This is a genomic window from Salinivibrio siamensis (assembly GCF_001996005.1).
Lineage (GTDB): Bacteria > Pseudomonadota > Gammaproteobacteria > Enterobacterales > Vibrionaceae > Salinivibrio > Salinivibrio siamensis.
This window is the reverse complement of sequence record NZ_MUFB01000010.1, coordinates 57,209-71,890: the sequence shown is the minus strand read 5'-3', so window position 1 is coordinate 71,890 and position 14,682 is coordinate 57,209. Positions and strand designations below refer to the sequence as shown.

The 14,682-nt window shown below is 52.8% G+C and carries 13 protein-coding genes and 1 pseudogene; 6 read left to right on the top strand and 8 right to left on the bottom strand.

Annotated elements, in window-relative coordinates; all coding sequences use genetic code 11:
- Position 1 precedes the first annotated feature (1 nt).
- Complete coding sequence (locus BZG73_RS07055) at positions 2 to 1,210, bottom strand: EAL and HDOD domain-containing protein (protein ID WP_077667952.1); 1,209 nt, start codon at positions 1,208 to 1,210, stop codon at positions 2 to 4.
- Positions 1,211 to 1,392: 182 nt separating this feature from the next.
- Between BZG73_RS07055 and BZG73_RS07050 the strand changes: the two genes are divergently transcribed.
- Positions 1,393 to 1,581: a restriction endonuclease subunit S domain-containing protein gene (locus BZG73_RS07050; protein ID WP_046075812.1), complete on the top strand. Its 189-nt coding sequence runs from the start codon at positions 1,393 to 1,395 to the stop codon at positions 1,579 to 1,581.
- 178 nt (positions 1,582 to 1,759) lie between these two features.
- On the opposite strand, the gene BZG73_RS07045 is transcribed toward BZG73_RS07050, so the two are convergent.
- Together BZG73_RS07045 and phhA are read right to left on the bottom strand one after the other, a co-directional pair.
- Complete coding sequence (locus tag BZG73_RS07045) at positions 1,760 to 2,101, bottom strand: 4a-hydroxytetrahydrobiopterin dehydratase (protein WP_069586485.1); 342 nt, start codon at positions 2,099 to 2,101, stop codon at positions 1,760 to 1,762.
- Entirely contained in the window at positions 2,094 to 2,966 is an 873-nt protein-coding gene (gene phhA / locus BZG73_RS07040; RefSeq protein WP_077579115.1) for a phenylalanine 4-monooxygenase, read from the bottom strand. The genes BZG73_RS07045 and phhA overlap by 8 nt, the downstream gene beginning before the upstream one ends.
- A 220-nt stretch (positions 2,967 to 3,186) precedes the next feature.
- Here phhA and BZG73_RS07035 point away from each other — a divergent pair, with 220 nt between their 5' ends.
- Positions 3,187 to 3,492 (top strand): DUF6482 family protein, encoded by a 306-nt coding sequence (locus tag BZG73_RS07035; protein ID WP_046075809.1) that lies wholly within the window; start codon positions 3,187 to 3,189, stop codon positions 3,490 to 3,492.
- An 18-nt stretch (positions 3,493 to 3,510) separates the two neighbouring features.
- Here the strand turns inward: BZG73_RS07035 and BZG73_RS07030 are convergent, their stop codons facing one another.
- The 4 genes from BZG73_RS07030 to BZG73_RS07015 form a co-directional block, all read right to left on the bottom strand.
- The gene (locus BZG73_RS07030) at positions 3,511 to 4,245 is read right to left on the bottom strand and encodes an SDR family NAD(P)-dependent oxidoreductase (protein WP_077667951.1); all 735 of its coding nucleotides are present in this window, start codon (positions 4,243 to 4,245) and stop codon (positions 3,511 to 3,513) included.
- Positions 4,246 to 4,332: 87 nt separating this feature from the next.
- Entirely contained in the window at positions 4,333 to 6,300 is a 1,968-nt protein-coding gene (gene fhuB / locus BZG73_RS07025) for a Fe(3+)-hydroxamate ABC transporter permease FhuB (RefSeq protein WP_077667950.1), read from the bottom strand.
- Positions 6,297 to 7,160: an iron-siderophore ABC transporter substrate-binding protein gene (locus BZG73_RS07020; RefSeq protein ID WP_077667949.1), complete on the bottom strand. Its 864-nt coding sequence runs from the start codon at positions 7,158 to 7,160 to the stop codon at positions 6,297 to 6,299. The genes fhuB and BZG73_RS07020 overlap by 4 nt, the downstream gene beginning before the upstream one ends.
- Positions 7,157 to 7,936: an ABC transporter ATP-binding protein gene (locus tag BZG73_RS07015; protein ID WP_077667948.1), complete on the bottom strand. Its 780-nt coding sequence runs from the start codon at positions 7,934 to 7,936 to the stop codon at positions 7,157 to 7,159. The genes BZG73_RS07020 and BZG73_RS07015 overlap by 4 nt, the downstream gene beginning before the upstream one ends.
- Before the next feature lie 239 nt (positions 7,937 to 8,175).
- Here BZG73_RS07015 and BZG73_RS07010 point away from each other — a divergent pair.
- Together BZG73_RS07010 and BZG73_RS07005 are read left to right on the top strand one after the other, a co-directional pair.
- Positions 8,176 to 9,662, top strand: a pseudogene (locus tag BZG73_RS07010) (FAD-binding domain-containing protein); the annotation flags it as partial.
- A gap of 73 nt (positions 9,663 to 9,735) precedes the next feature.
- Positions 9,736 to 9,897, top strand: coding sequence for a DUF2256 domain-containing protein (locus tag BZG73_RS07005; RefSeq protein WP_074214700.1), 162 nt, complete (start codon positions 9,736 to 9,738; stop codon positions 9,895 to 9,897).
- Here BZG73_RS07005 and BZG73_RS07000 read toward each other — a convergent pair.
- Positions 9,833 to 10,765 (bottom strand): LysR family transcriptional regulator, encoded by a 933-nt coding sequence (locus tag BZG73_RS07000; protein WP_077667947.1) that lies wholly within the window; start codon positions 10,763 to 10,765, stop codon positions 9,833 to 9,835. The genes BZG73_RS07005 and BZG73_RS07000 overlap by 65 nt on opposite strands.
- 99 nt (positions 10,766 to 10,864) lie before the next feature.
- Here BZG73_RS07000 and BZG73_RS06995 point away from each other — a divergent pair, with 99 nt between their 5' ends.
- The gene (locus BZG73_RS06995; protein ID WP_077667946.1) at positions 10,865 to 12,232 is read left to right on the top strand and encodes an NADH-quinone oxidoreductase subunit L; all 1,368 of its coding nucleotides are present in this window, start codon (positions 10,865 to 10,867) and stop codon (positions 12,230 to 12,232) included.
- Positions 12,232 to 14,679, top strand: a complete 2,448-nt coding sequence (locus tag BZG73_RS06990) for a DUF2309 domain-containing protein (protein WP_077667945.1) — start codon at positions 12,232 to 12,234, stop codon at positions 14,677 to 14,679. Before BZG73_RS06995 ends, BZG73_RS06990 begins: the two co-directional genes overlap by 1 nt.
- Positions 14,680 to 14,682 lie beyond the last annotated feature (3 nt).

Here is a 14,682-nt window from a genome sequence, read left to right as displayed (position 1 = left end):
ATCACACCTGCATTGWCGCCGCCAGGGTTTGGGTTTGGTATCGGGCTTTATCAAACGCTTTTAAAACCGCGCGCTCTCTTAGCGACATCTTTTCACACAGTGACCCAACCCAATCCCAATTCGCATGCTCAATATGTTTACATAGTTCCAAAAGGTCACCATAAGGACCTGCACGTGATAGTAATGCTTGTTTTGCCTGTTGGTTTAAGGCAAGTTGCTCTACGACATCCTCCATTGGGACACCTAACATCGCGTCCAGGAGTGAAAAAGCGCCCACCAAGAAAGCTTCATCAGGGTCCAAGTCGTTCATCAATGGGCCTGCTTGCTGCATAAAAATGGCCCGAAGAATGGCCGCATTCTGCAAGTGTGAGCATTCTTGATGATTCATGTTAGACATAATCAGCAGAGAAATCAGTCGCCGCAATGACTCTAACCCCAAGTACACCACCGCTTGTTTGGGATTAGTGATCGCTTTCTTTTTTGACTTCGCTAAGATATTGGCACTTGTGACGACTTTGTAGAGCAACGAGACATCGCGAGAGATAACCTCTGTGATTTCATCTATATCATGAGGGCTGCGATTAATCACGATACACGCATCCAGTAGACTGATTACTGAGGGTGCCACATCGCTATGACTTTTAATTTGAGGTTGTTCGAAAAAGTATCCTTGAAACAAGCTAAACCCAAGCTGTTTAGCCAAAACAAACTCTTCGTTGCTCTCCACTTTACTTGCCATAAAACGCGTCTGGGCATAGTCCGAAATCGCTGCGGTCCACTCGTTCAAGCTTTCTGTTGCCATACTGACCCGCACCACATCGAATAAGTCCAGATGCCTTTGCCAGCGGCTCGAGAAGACATCACTCTCTCCTAAAATGGTAAAGCCTGCTTTCCGGTAAGACTCCAGTTGCTTCACTAGCATTGGCGTTGCATTGCACTTTGCAGTGACACAGATCACCAAAGATTTTACTGGAATAGAAAAGGGGATCTCATCAAGCAGTGCCGCCTCCGAAAAGCTCACCACGTATCGCAAGCTATCATCGAGTTCTTTCCCTGATAGAAAATTGGCGCTGAGAATGCGCGATGTCGCCGTATCTTCATCAATTGAAGGAAACTTGTTTTCTTGACCTTCCCTGAACAGAAGCTCATTGCCCCATTGGTTCTGCGCTTCGTCAAAGATGGGCTGGCACGAAAAAAAAATTTCACTCACAACTCACTCTCCTTAAAACAATCCCTTACTACAAACGTAGACCAAAGGTATGACTTATGGCGCCTTTTTTTTGATATAACTGAGTGTGTTAAGTCCAACTACTTGGGACGTGCTCGTCTTTTGCTTGGGCAAAATCACGATTTTTGCTAGGCTCTGCGCTAAGCATATCACGAGGTATATTTATGGATGTTTTGAATCAACTTGCCGATGACGCGCCCGAGCATGAGCCGGACACCTTGCCATCACTCGACGAACAAAAAGCGATTGTGGCAAAACTCAAAGCCCTTGAGGAGAAAGGTGAGCTCACTGACGAAATCCTAGCGCAGTATTTTGCCGTTAAGCAAAAAGACACAAGCGACGAAGAAGAGTAAGAACAACACGAAAACGTGACCGCGTCACCTTTTAAATCTATCTTATTCTACGTAGAGATGCCGAGAGATGATAATGAAAGGCATTAGCGGCGCAGGGTTGACACTTGCGTGGCTGGGATAGACAGAAGATTATCGACACAGATCCGCCCCGAGCTCAAGCTCGGGGCGTTTTTCTGGTTTACTCAGGAGCAATGCCGTCGGTTTTCGCCGCACAAATAAAATCATTTTTGTGCAGGCCTTTAATCTTATGCGACCACCACGTCACGGTCACTTTACCCCACTCCAGTAAGATAGCGGGATGGTGTCCTTCTTGCTCAGCCAGTTCAGCCACTTGGTTGGCAAATGCCCACGCCAACTTAAAGTTGCGGAAGGTGAACTCACGTTCGAGCTGATCAATTCCGTCTCGTGTTACTTTGCGCCACTGCGGAATATCTTTAAGCAGCGCTGGCATTTCCTCAGCGCTGACCAAAGGGGCATCAATATTACAGGCTTCACATTTCAACTCAGTTAGTTCAGACATGTTGCGTTTCCTTTTGCTGTTCTGTCTTTTTCGGTTTGGGCGGGAATAAAGGCGCATGAAGGCCCAGTTCCATCGCTTGATGCACATCAGCAATCAAATCACGTTGACTGATGGCAAATAAATCGTCAATCGACTCAATGGTAAAGTAAATGGGTTGCATGATGTCAATCCGGTATGGCGTGCGCATGACATCTATCACTTCTAAAGGCTTACGCACCGCTTTGTCGCTATTAAAGGCGTACTCAGTCTCCGCCGGCGAAGACAAGATCCCGCCGCCATAAATACTGCGATTGCCTTGCGAGTCACTGAGCAAACCAAACTCGACCGTAAACCAATATAAGCGTGCAAGATAAACGCGCTCTTTGGGCGTGGCTTGCTTACCGAGCTGGCCGTACATATGGGTAAACTCCGCAAACGCTGGGTGAGTCAGCATCGCACAGTGACCAAAAATCTCGTGAAAGTAATCCGGCTCTTGCAAGTAATCGAAATCGTCTTTGGTGCGCAAAAAGGTCGCCGCAGGGAATTTCTTATCCGCCAGCAAGGCGAAAAAATGGTCGAAATCAATCAATGCAGGCACAGGGGCCACTTGCCAGCCCGTTTCTCGCATTAACACGGCATTCACATCTGGGATCTGTGGTACCGTGTCATGCGGCAAATCCAGCATTCGCAACCCGTCGAGATATTCCTGACACGCTTTATCTTTGATACATGCAAGCTGCCGTGTAACTAGCTGGCGCCATACATCGTTTTCTTGTGCCGACCAGGCTACACGACCCAGCTCATCAACTGGTTTGGATTCGTATTTACTCTGTTTCACGTTCACCGCCTTGTGTCGTTGTCTGGCGTAAAAATCGCGCGTAAACAGCGGCCCTTAGCCTTACGCAATGTCTCCGTTACTCACAGGTTACGTCGACTTTGCAGAGAAAATCATCTCCTCACCACGGTTTTAATTTCACCTTTGCGTAACATTTATTTTACATCGCGCATCCAAAAGGCTGTCGCTACGGGCAATGCATCAACCTTGAGGGATCCGCGCGCTTGCGTGGTCCGTAGTGGTTGAAAAGGCCTAACTGCAGGGACGAGTGATGAATTTACAACTGAGCGAACTGATAAATTACGACAACATTGACAAGATTCAGATCCGTGGCATTGATGGCATGTTATATCAAGCCATTGCGTTTTTGCGTCACGGCGATACGGTAGAGCAAAAGCTGATTTATCAAGGCGATAAACCCTATTTATCTCGCAGCTTGCTGGCGGTGAAAGATGATTTTGAATGGGTTAACGCCGCGCAGTACGTGCTAGTCACTGACACGGCATACGATGAAATGATAGGGCTTAGCACGGAAAAGCCTTTGTCGACTCTAGAGCAGCCATTGCATTGGAAATAACCCAACAATGCCCCCAACCTACGGGGCAATTTCTTCCCCGTCCCACGCAAACAATCGACCCGTATGACGACTGTCGAGGCCATCCAACACCGACAACAAATAGCCAGCCGATTGGGCTGGGCTGAATAACTTACCGAGCTTAACATTGGCTTGGAATGGCGCGGATAAATGGCTATCGACCGTCCCCGGATGCAGACCGACCACGGTTAATGACTTGTCTTGACGGCCAAGCTCAATGCTCATGCATTTGATCAGCATGTTCACCGCCGCTTTACTTGCACGATAGGCGTACCAACCGCCCGCACGGTTATCACTGATACTGCCCACGCGCGCCGACAAAATGGCAAGCTTCGCCTCGGCGTTGCGTTTCAATTTGGGCGCGAGGTGCTTGCTCAATAGCAGCGGCGCGACGGCGTTGACGTCAAAGAGCTGATGCATGGCCTCACTACTGCACGCCGCGAGCCGCTTTTCTGGGCTGAGCGCATCATCATGCAACATTCCCGAGGCAATGATCACCGCATCTAAGCTGTTGTCGTCGATGTGCTCGGCCGCCGCTTGGATTGATGCTTCATCGCGAATGTTAACCGCCACAGGCACCACCTTTTCACTTATCTCAGCAAGTGGCGCGGGGTGACGCCCTAGGGCGAAGACGTGCTGAATGGATGGCTTATCGAGCAACGCGCGGCAAAAAGCTTCACCAATCGCGCCACCTGCGCCGACAACCGCCACTCGCTGCATGGAATCACTGTTCATTCTCTTGGCTCCTCAAACAAAAAGAGATGCAAACTGCATCTCTTTAGTTAGGGATGAGGCGATCCTGTCGATCACCGTGTGTTAAAACTATAGCTTACGTAGCACAACCATTAGGTAGAGCCCGCCAATCAAGGAAGCAATGATCCCAGCTGGCATTTCTTGCGGATATAACCATTGTCGTCCGAGCCAATCGGCAAACAGCATCAATCCCATGCCAATCAATCCGGCGGTGATCATATGCGCCCGAGCATTTTTCGCTCCCCAACTGCGCGCAATATGTGGCGCCATCAAGCCGACAAAGCTGAGCGGCCCCACCACCAAGGTGGCACTGACGGTCATGACCGCGACGAGGGCCAGCAACAGCATGCGGGCACGCCCTACCTTAACCCCCAGTGATTGAGCAGTTTCGCCACCGAGCGGCAAAATATCGAGCCAACGCTGGCACATTAATCCCAGCGCCACCAGCACCGCGGCGACCAGGACCAATGTGGTCACCGTACTGTCAGTCACATAGTAGGTTGAGCCCGAAATCCACGCGAGCACTTGATACGCGCGAGGGTCGCCACCCGCCATCAAAAAGCTTTGTACCGCTTGCATCAGAGCGGCTATGGCCACCCCTGTGAGCAACACCTTTTCTGGCTGGAAGCCGGTTTTGCGATTAAGCAGCACAATCAACGCCAAGGTCGCCCCCGCACCGACTAGACCGCCGACATATAAGCTCAGCATAGATGCGCCCATGCCAGCAAAAATGGTGACAATTAGTCCCAGCGCCGTACCGGCACTGATCCCCATCACTTCAGGGCTCGCCATCGGGTTAGCACTCAAACGCTGAAGCACGGCACCCGCAACAGCAAGCACACCACCCGCCAATGCCGCGGCCAGCAAGCGTGGCAAGCGCCATTCCAACAAGGACCAATCGCCGCTGAGCGCCAGCCACTGCCAGCCCTCACTTTGACGCGATACAGTGGCAAAAATCACCACACCCAACACCAGTAACATCAACGTTCGGCCTAGTGGCCAATCCTGACGCGGTGCGGGCGATCCCGATTGCATCTGTTGGCGTTGACGATTGCCCAGTGACACCCGTGGTAACAACCACAAAAGAAGAGGCGCTCCCAAGGCTGCCGTCGCCGCTCCCGTGGGCACCATCATAGCCCGGCGGCCGGGTAACAGCTGGACAGCCAAATCAGTAGCTGCCAACATCAAGGCACCTAAAATCATCGCTAGGCTCAATCGGGTGATGAGCTTGCGTGCGCCACATAAGCGCGCAATCGCGGGCGCGGCGAGACCGACAAAGCCAATCACGCCAATTAAGCTAACTACCCACGCGGTCAGCAGCACCGATAGCCCTAGAGCAATCACACGGATTTTCGCCAGTGATACGCCCAAGCTTTTCGCCCCTTCATCCGAAAGACTCAAGACGTTGAGCGGCTTTAATAAGGCAAGGATCAACACGACCGCCAATCCAATACGCGGCAGTAAGGCTTGCACACTGTGCCAGTCGGTTTGCACCATCGAGCCCGCGCCCCACACCATCATGCCATGTAGCGCTTCTTGATTCATCAGCAGCAGCACGGTGCTGAGCGCGCCGCAGTAAAGGTTTAAAATCAAACCCGCGATCACCACTACGGTGGGCGATAGGCCGCGTCGCCACGCTAGCGCAAATACCACCAACATGGTCAGCACCCCGCCAGACATCGCCACCATCGCGCTTGACCAAGTCAGTAGCCAAGGGGCATAAAGCGTCGCAAGCATCAGCGCCAAGCTGGCACCATTCGCCACCCCCAACGTTGAAGGCGAGGCCAAGGGGTTGCGCAACACCTGTTGCATCAAGGTACCGGCCAGCCCCAAACACGCCCCTGCCAACAATGCGGTGACCAAGCGCGGCCACCAGGTTAAATGCATCACAACGCCAATCGACGCGCTATCATCTAGCGACCACAGAGACTGCCAGAGCATGGATGCATTCACATTCCACTGCCCCAACTGAGTGGAGGCGAGGCTCAACAATGCTGCCAGTAATGCCAAGGGCACCCATAATAGGTTCAGTTTCATGCCTGCCCTCCTTGCTCGGTCAATGCCGCGGTCACAAGGCGGGCAAAACGTAACGCTGATGGAATCGCGCCAAAGCTCCATACCGGATCAATCATCAATGGCGTATGCCCCGTGCGTTTAACCAAATATTGCCAAAACATATTGGTCTGAAGAGTTTGCTCGACGCCCGCGGGGAGCGGGCGCACAATCACCAGCTGCGCATCAAGGTCAAGCAGCTCGCGGGTGGAGACCATGCTAAACCCCCAACTGTTAGTGGTGTTTTGCCACGCGTTGTTGAGCCCCAATTCACTGATGGTGGCGTGATACAAGCTGTTCGTCCCAAACACCCGCACATGGTTGGCGTCGAGAAACTGGATCATCAGCAGCGGTGGTTGTTCGCCGGGAATGGTATCGCGCAGGCTCGCTAATTGCTGTTTCGCATTGGCAATCAAGGTTTCACCAGCCTCCGGACGGTTAGCCTCGCGCGCAATTTGCCGCGTCACGGTTTTGAGCGACGTCCAGCTTAAGCCACTTTCATACAGAGGAATTGAGCTGACCGGCGCAATGGTGCTTAGCTTGGGCTTCATCGCTTTAAAAATGGGCGAAATTAGAATCTTATCAGGGTGAAGCTCGGCCAAACGCTCCATATTCGGCTGGGTACGGAGACCAATATCAACGGTTTTGTCTGGAATGGACGGGGCTTTCACCCACGAGTTGTAATCCGCCTTTTGCGCGACCGCGACTGGAGTAATGCCTAGCGCCAACAAGGTTTCAGTTTGAGTCCAATCCAGCGAGAGAATACGAGGCGACGCGCTGACGCTCGCTGACATCATGGCCGCGGTCAGCCAGACCACAAGCGTCAAAAAAGAGGACTTGATCATACCGGCGATAACTCCCCCGGCATAGCAACCGCATAACCGGCGGTATGGTCGGCAATCGGCATCTCAATACCATAAATCGATTTAAGGGCCGACTCTTGAAACACATCGCTGACCGCGCCTTGAGTCAGGACTTGTCCGCTGTGCAGCGCGACAATTTCATCACAAAAACGTGCAGCCATATTAATGTCGTGCACCACGATAATAATGGACTTATCCAGCTCTCGGCTGAGTTTGCGCACCAAGGTCATCACTTCAACTTGGTGGGCCACATCCAGTGCAGATAGCGGCTCATCGAGCAGCAAGTAACGCGTTTGCTGTGCCAGCAGCATCGCAATCCACAGCCGTTGGCGCTCGCCGCCCGATAAGGTATCGACCAAGCGCTCAGCATAATCTTGGGTACCAGTGAGCGCCATTGCCTCGTTAATCGCTTGGTGATCGGCTTTGGTCAACCGCCCCAGCAAGCCATGCCAAGGATAGCGACCAAAACTGACCAACTCATACCCGGTCAAGTTGTCTGTTGCCGGTAAATGCTGTGGCAAATACGCCACCTCGCGCGCAAAGGCTTTTTCTGACCATTTCAACAAGGGCTTTTGGTCTAATGCGATCTGCCCGCTGCTGCTTGCCTGTTGCTGCGCTAACAGCTTTATCAATGTTGACTTGCCCGACCCATTGTGTCCGACTAACGCACAAATTTTTCCCGGCGTAAACGACAAGCTCACCTTATCGAGTAACACTTTTCCGTTGACGGCAAACGCAACGTCCTTTGCCTCTAACATATCCCGATCCTACTTCTGCAAACACAAGCGCGTGGCACTTGCCCGTTATCTCTGAGAGCGGTAATTTTCCGATGCTTAAAAGGCAAATGCAAACCATTTTGATTTCGCTTTGTACGCTTAGCGCTTGTTAATGAGAGAAATTAGACCTCAACCAAGTCACTATAAGGGATCCAAGCACCATTCAGCCTCGTATCGCCAAGGGTGAATAGAAGATTGTTGTTACGACTGACGAGAGCCCTATGTCCGCGCCCATCAGCCTTGTATGGCTAAAACGCGATTTACGCCTGCGGGATCATGCCCCATTACAAGCCGCCATTGCCGCTGGGCGCCCCTTGGTGATTTTGTACCTGTTTGAGCCACTGCTGCTTAACGATCCGCACCATAGTAAGCGCCATTGGCGATTTGTCTGGCAGTCGCTGTGCGATCTTAATCAGCAGCTGGCGCCGCTTGGCGGGCAGGTCACCATTTGCCAAGGTGACGCACTCGCCGTTTTCGACGCTATCCACCGGCAACAGGCCATTGGTGCGGTGTACAGCCATCAAGAAATTGGCGTCGACGCGACGTTTTCTCGTGATAAAGCGGTGGCGAAATGGCTGGAGAGCCATCAGATCCCGTGGCATGAATCCCCCACTGGCGCAGTGATCCGCGGCGCTAAAAATCGGGTTGATTGGGACGCTGAATGGCAAAAAGTGATGCGCGCTCCCCTTGCCGATCCTGATTGGCAACAAGCGCGCTGGCTAAACGCATCACTCACGCTACCTTCGCTCGGTCACCATAACTGGGACTCGCCCGCGCCACGCTTTCAGTCCGGCGGCCCGAGTTGGGCGTATAAAACCTTGCAGTCTTTTTTCCGCGAGCGTGGGCAAACCTATCAGCGCCACATCTCTAAACCGCTCGCCAGCCGCAAAAGCTGTACGCGACTGTCGCCCTATCTTGCATGGGGTAACATCAGCTTGCGCGAGATGTATCAAATCACCCTCCTCCATTGGCAGAAAAAGGGCTGGCGGCGAGCGCTGGTAGCTATGGTGTCGCGTTTGCATTGGCACTGTCACTTTATGCAGAAATTTGAAAGCGAGCACCACATGGAGCATCGGCCCGTCAATCGAGGCTACTTACATTTTGAGTACGCAAACGGTCCGCAGAGTGATGCGCACCTGCGCGCATGGCAACAAGGTAATACCGGTTATCCGCTCGTCGATGCTTGTATGCGTTGCCTACACGTCACTGGCTATATCAACTTTCGTATGCGGGCGATGCTGGTCAGCTTTTTAACCCACCATTTATTGATTGGCGCCGCGGTGTGCATCACCTCGCGCAGTTATTTCTCGATTTTGAGCCCGGTATTCATTACCCCCAATTTCAAATGCAAGCTGGCGTGACAGGCGCCAATACCTTGCGTATTTATAACCCAGTGAAACAATCGCAGGAGCAAGATCCCGAGGGGGCATTTATTCGTGAATGGTTACCCGAGCTTTCTCCCTTGCCCGACAGTTTGATCCACACCCCGTGGCAAATGACCGATATGGAAGCGATGATGTACGGTGTGGTGCTTGACGAAGACTACCCAAAACCCATTGTCGATATCGAACAAACCGGCAAGCGCGCGCGAGATATTTTATGGTCGTTTCGTCAACAAGACGCCGTTCGTATCGAGAAAGCACGGATCCTCGCCACCCATGTGCGTCCGAACAGTCCTGAGCCAACAAATAGCCCTGAACCAACAAACAGCCCTGAGAACGCGGACAAGCGCACTCAAAAATCACGTTCACCTGCCACTCAGTCGACTGGAGGCAACCAAGATGGCGCATAAAAAGCCACATCTCCCCAGCAAGGTATGTTTGACGTGCGAACGCCCGTTTACGTGGCGTAAAAAGTGGGCGCGCTGTTGGGACGAGGTTAGGTATTGCTCTGATCGTTGCCGTCGCGAAGGTCGTCGCCATGCGCGAGCGGCGAAGATCTAAACGCTTCTAGCAGCGAGCTAAGTTGCGGATGCACCCACTGACGTTTAATCGATACCGCATAAAACGGCTCATACACACTCGGCAGTAAAGCATAGCGGGTAAGCATGCCGCTATCTAGCTCATCGCGAACCACCACTTCGGGCATTACCGCCAACGCGTCATTGTCTCGGGTTAACAGGCGTAGCATCGCCATATCATTGGCTTCTGCCATGATGTAAGGCTTGAGTTGATACTGCGCAGAGATGGCATCAAACCCCGAGCGAATCGGGTTATCGCCATAAGGTAACACCCACGCTTGGTGCTGGTAGCTAGCGTCTAAGGTCGGCGACAAGGCTTTACCCGGCCAGCCAATCACGGCTACCGGCTGGCGTGCCAATTGCTGATACTGCCAAATCTGTTTATTGGTGCCCCGCACCGCAATATTGGTTAGCGCCAGATCCAACTGGTGATCAGACAGCGCATGGAGCAAGCCGGTTTGATCCATCGACTGCAACACGTAGCGGCACTCTCGTTGATTCACCAATGGCTGAATAAACTGCTCGATAAAATTCCGCGACATGGTGGATAAGGTGCCAATGCGAATCGTGGCACTGGACAGGGCCCYGCCGCTGGATAGCAACTGCTCGAGCTCTTCCCCTTGGCGGAATATCTCTTCGGCATAGTTCATCGCTTGATAGCCACTTTCGGTCAACGTCAATGTACGACCTTGCCGCTCAAACAATTGCACCTGCATCGCCTGTTCAAGCTGCTTGATTTGTGACGACAGCGCCGACTGCGAAATATGCAGCTGACGGGCGGTCTGGGTCAGGTTCCCGTGACGCGCCACCTGCCAGAAATAATATAAATGATGGTAGTTGAGTCGGCTCATCGTTCTTTAAAACAGAATGAAAAATGATTTATTATGTATTTTACTTAAATGTAGTAAGTTTTCACAATGTATCTCATAACTATTGCTGTGAGGTAAGTCATGTTATCCCTATTTCTCGTCACCCCGCTCAAACTGGTGCTGCTAGCACTGGTTGCTCTTCTTGGCGGTGTTATCTGGCGATACAGTGCCACTGCGTTTGCAGGTGAAGCCGACAAACACCGTTTTCTTTCCTCTTTACTGCTCACCTTGTCGGCAGTCTTGTTGGTTTTAGTCAGCAATCACCTGTTGCTGTTTTGGCTCGCCTGGGTGGCGGTTAGCCTCTCATTGGGTCGCTTAATTCTTTTCTATCCGCATCGGCCTCGCGCCCAACTCGCGGCTCACAAAAAAATGCTGCTCGCCCGCTTTAGCGAATTGCTACTCGGTGGCGCATTTTTACTGTTGTTTTTCCACTACCAAACCGCGCAGATTGACCAATTGATGTTTCAAGTCAGCCAGCAACCTCATACGCTGACTGTAAGCATTGCCGCCTTTATGTTGGTGGGCGTGGCGATTATCAAGTGCGCTCAACTACCCTTGCACGGCTGGCTCATTCAAGTGGTGGAAGCGCCAACACCTGTCTCTGCCTTGTTGCATGCTGGCATTGTGAACCTTGGCGGGATCTTATTGATGCTGTTCGCGCCAGTGCTCGCGGCGAGCCCCAGTGCCAGCTTGGCACTGCTGGTTATCGCGGGCGTCAGTACACTGGTTGCTGGGCTGGTGAGCCTGACACGCGTGAGCATCAAGGTAAAACTGGCGTGGTCGACCGTCGCCCAAATGGGGCTGATGTTGGTCGAAATCGCCCTAGGTCTTTACGAGTTGGCACTGCTGCACTTGCTGGCGCACTCTTTCTACAAGGCGTTCTCTTTCCTCAACAGCGGCAATGGCGTGAATCATTGGCTCGCCACCCAACTGGCTGACGCCTCAGTTCCGCGTCGTAGCCATTGGCTTGCCGCGATGGCCACCGCCGCCGGTTTGATTGTCGCCGTGCATCTGAGTGTCGGTATTTTAAATAGCTTGGCCGCCAGCTGGTTGCTGTGGATGGCGATGACCATGCTGCTATTACCAGCCTTTACGCGCCCAGGCGCTGCCCGCCCGACACGCGTGCTGTTCAGTAGCGTGTTTGCACTTGGCCTGCTCGGACTCTACGCCGCCATTAAACATAGCTTGATTGTGTTTGTCGCGGGCGGTAATGCCACCTATTTATTTGCCGATGCCTTTACGCTGGTGCTGTTTATCGCGCTGTTTGCTCTGTCACTGGCGGTCCAGTACTGGCCTCACAAAGCGTGGGTGAATCGCCTATTTATTTGGCTGAACGCCGGCGCTTACCTTGATGAATGGGCGACGCGCCTAACACTCAAATGGTGGCCAAGTGCTTCTTTAATCCAACTACAAACGACCCACTGGCAACCGCATAAGGAGACGCGTTAATGATTGCGAAAACGCCCAATGTATCTGCATACCCTGAGTCCCTCGATGTGAGCGATTTTCGCGATGCCACACAGCAAGCAGTCGCCGCGATTGCGCCAAGCTGGCCATTGGATCAAATGATTGCGGTGAACCCATGGTGGCCGCAACGCTTTACCCCCATTGAGCAAGTTTTTGCCGAACAAGCGGTGTTAAGCGGCCATTGTCCGTTAATGTCGTCGGCGTACTATCTGTCGCATTGGCAATCGCCGATTAGTGAGGCACACCTTGCCGAGGCCATTTCAACCTCTGGCAGCGCATTGACGGTAAGTGATTGCCTGCGTGCGCTGCGTAGTCATAGCAGTGATCTCCCGCGTTGGAAGCCATTAGCTGAGTTGTGTGACCGCACTCGAGAAGCGCAAGAAGGCTTATCGTGGCAGCAAGAAATCCAGCAGCAAGTGAGCCAGTTTCTCGCGCTCTATCACCAATACCCACAGCGTTTTGATGCTCAAGGCCAAGGCGGTGAGCACCTTTATCGATGCTGGTTGGATGTAGTGAGCCAAGATAAAGGCATTAAAACCCTCACAGGAGTGGATTTGCTTGCCGATTTCGCCGCACTACCCACTCAAATCGATGCACTGATCGCTGAAGCGGCCGACTTTTGGCAACCGACTCTTCACGACCAAGACGGTAGCTTGGCCTATTGCCACGCGCTTATGCACGGTTTATCGGGTTGGGCAAGCTGGCAGGCTTGGTTAGATTGGCAGCAACAGCTCAGTGACAGCGAACAACAAGATCATGGCATGGGCCTATTCGCGATTTTACTCGCGTGGGATACAGTGCTGGCACGCTGGCTTGCTAAACATCGTGACGCAGCGTGGGCAAGCATTCGTCAGTCCATGCACCATCAAGCGGTGAATGTACGCCATTGGTATCACCAAGCACAACAACAGCTCGCGCCCCTGTGGATTTGGCAACAAGCGCTGGAAATCAGTCAGCAGCGCCCTTGGGCACACGCCCTATCCTCGCAGGCCAGTGTCGACACGCTCGATACCTCCCCCACGCTTCAGGCTGTATTTTGTATCGATGTGCGCTCTGAGCCAATGCGTCGTGCATTAGAAGCGCAATCCGAACGAATTCAAACCCTTGGCTTTGCTGGCTTTTTTGGCTTGCCGATTGCCTATCAGCCCACTGATAGCCATATTCATCGCCCACAACTGCCCGGCTTACTGGCGCCAGCGGTCACCGCCTCACAAACTCATGCTACCCCCGAACGCTGGTTGCGAATGACCAAGCTCGGCTGGCAACGCAGTCTTGATGCGCCCGCCGCCAATTTAGGCATGGTCGAAGCCGGTGGCATGCTGAAGCTAGTGAGCTTGCTAAAACGCGCATTGCGCATTTCTGGCACCGAGAACCCGCTAAATCGACTCAGCCATACTGACAGTGATTGGGCGCTCACCCGTGACAATACACCGTTAACCGCAGCAGAAAAGGCCGAGCTAGGCGCTGGTATCTTGCGCGCAATGGGCATTGCTGATCAACTGGCCGATGCCGTCCTGTTGGTAGGTCATGGCAGTGAAACCTGTAACAACCCTCATGCAGCAGGGCTTGACTGTGGTGCCTGCGGCGGACAAACCGGCGAGGTAAATGTCCGCGTACTTGCACAGCTTCTTAACGATGCCGACGTACGTGATGCCATGGCACAGCAAGGCGTGACGATTCCCGCCAGCACCCGTTTTTATGCCGCCATGCACAACACTACCACCGACGCACTGGATGTCTTTCACGCTCCCGAGCATGCGCAATGGCAAACTTGGCTGGTCAACGCAAGCGAGCAAGCACGTGCTACCCGCGCCAGTCAGTTTGATCAGGCGCCTACCCAGCCATCCAAACTCAAACGCTTCTTTGGTACACGGGCCAAAGACTGGGCGCAAATGCGTCCTGAGTGGGGACTGTGTGACAACGCGGCGTTAATCGTGGGCCCGCGCACCCTGTCTCGACAGATTAATTTGCAAGGTCGCAGCTTTTTACACGACTACGACATGCACAAAGACCGTGACTTTAGCCAGCTTGAAACCATACTCACCGCGCCCATGGTGGTGACCAATTGGATCAATCTGCAGTACTTTGCTTCTGTCACCGCACCGGAAAAATTCGGCAGCGGCAACAAGCTGCTCCACAACATCGTGGGTGGCCACATTGGCGTATTTGAAGGGAATGGTGGCGACTTACGAATTGGCTTATCACATCAATCAGTGCACGATGGCCGTCGATATCGCCACCAGCCAGTGCGATTAAGCGTATTTATCGCTGCCCCTCGGGAGGCAATTGATAGTATACTTGCACGCCATGACGATATAGCCGCGCTGGCGAATCACGGCTGGCTGTACTTGATGCAAATTGATGCGCAAGGTGCAGTATGGCAACGCGATCGCTCGGGTCAGTGGTATCACCTGAACGTAGCAAAATAAAAC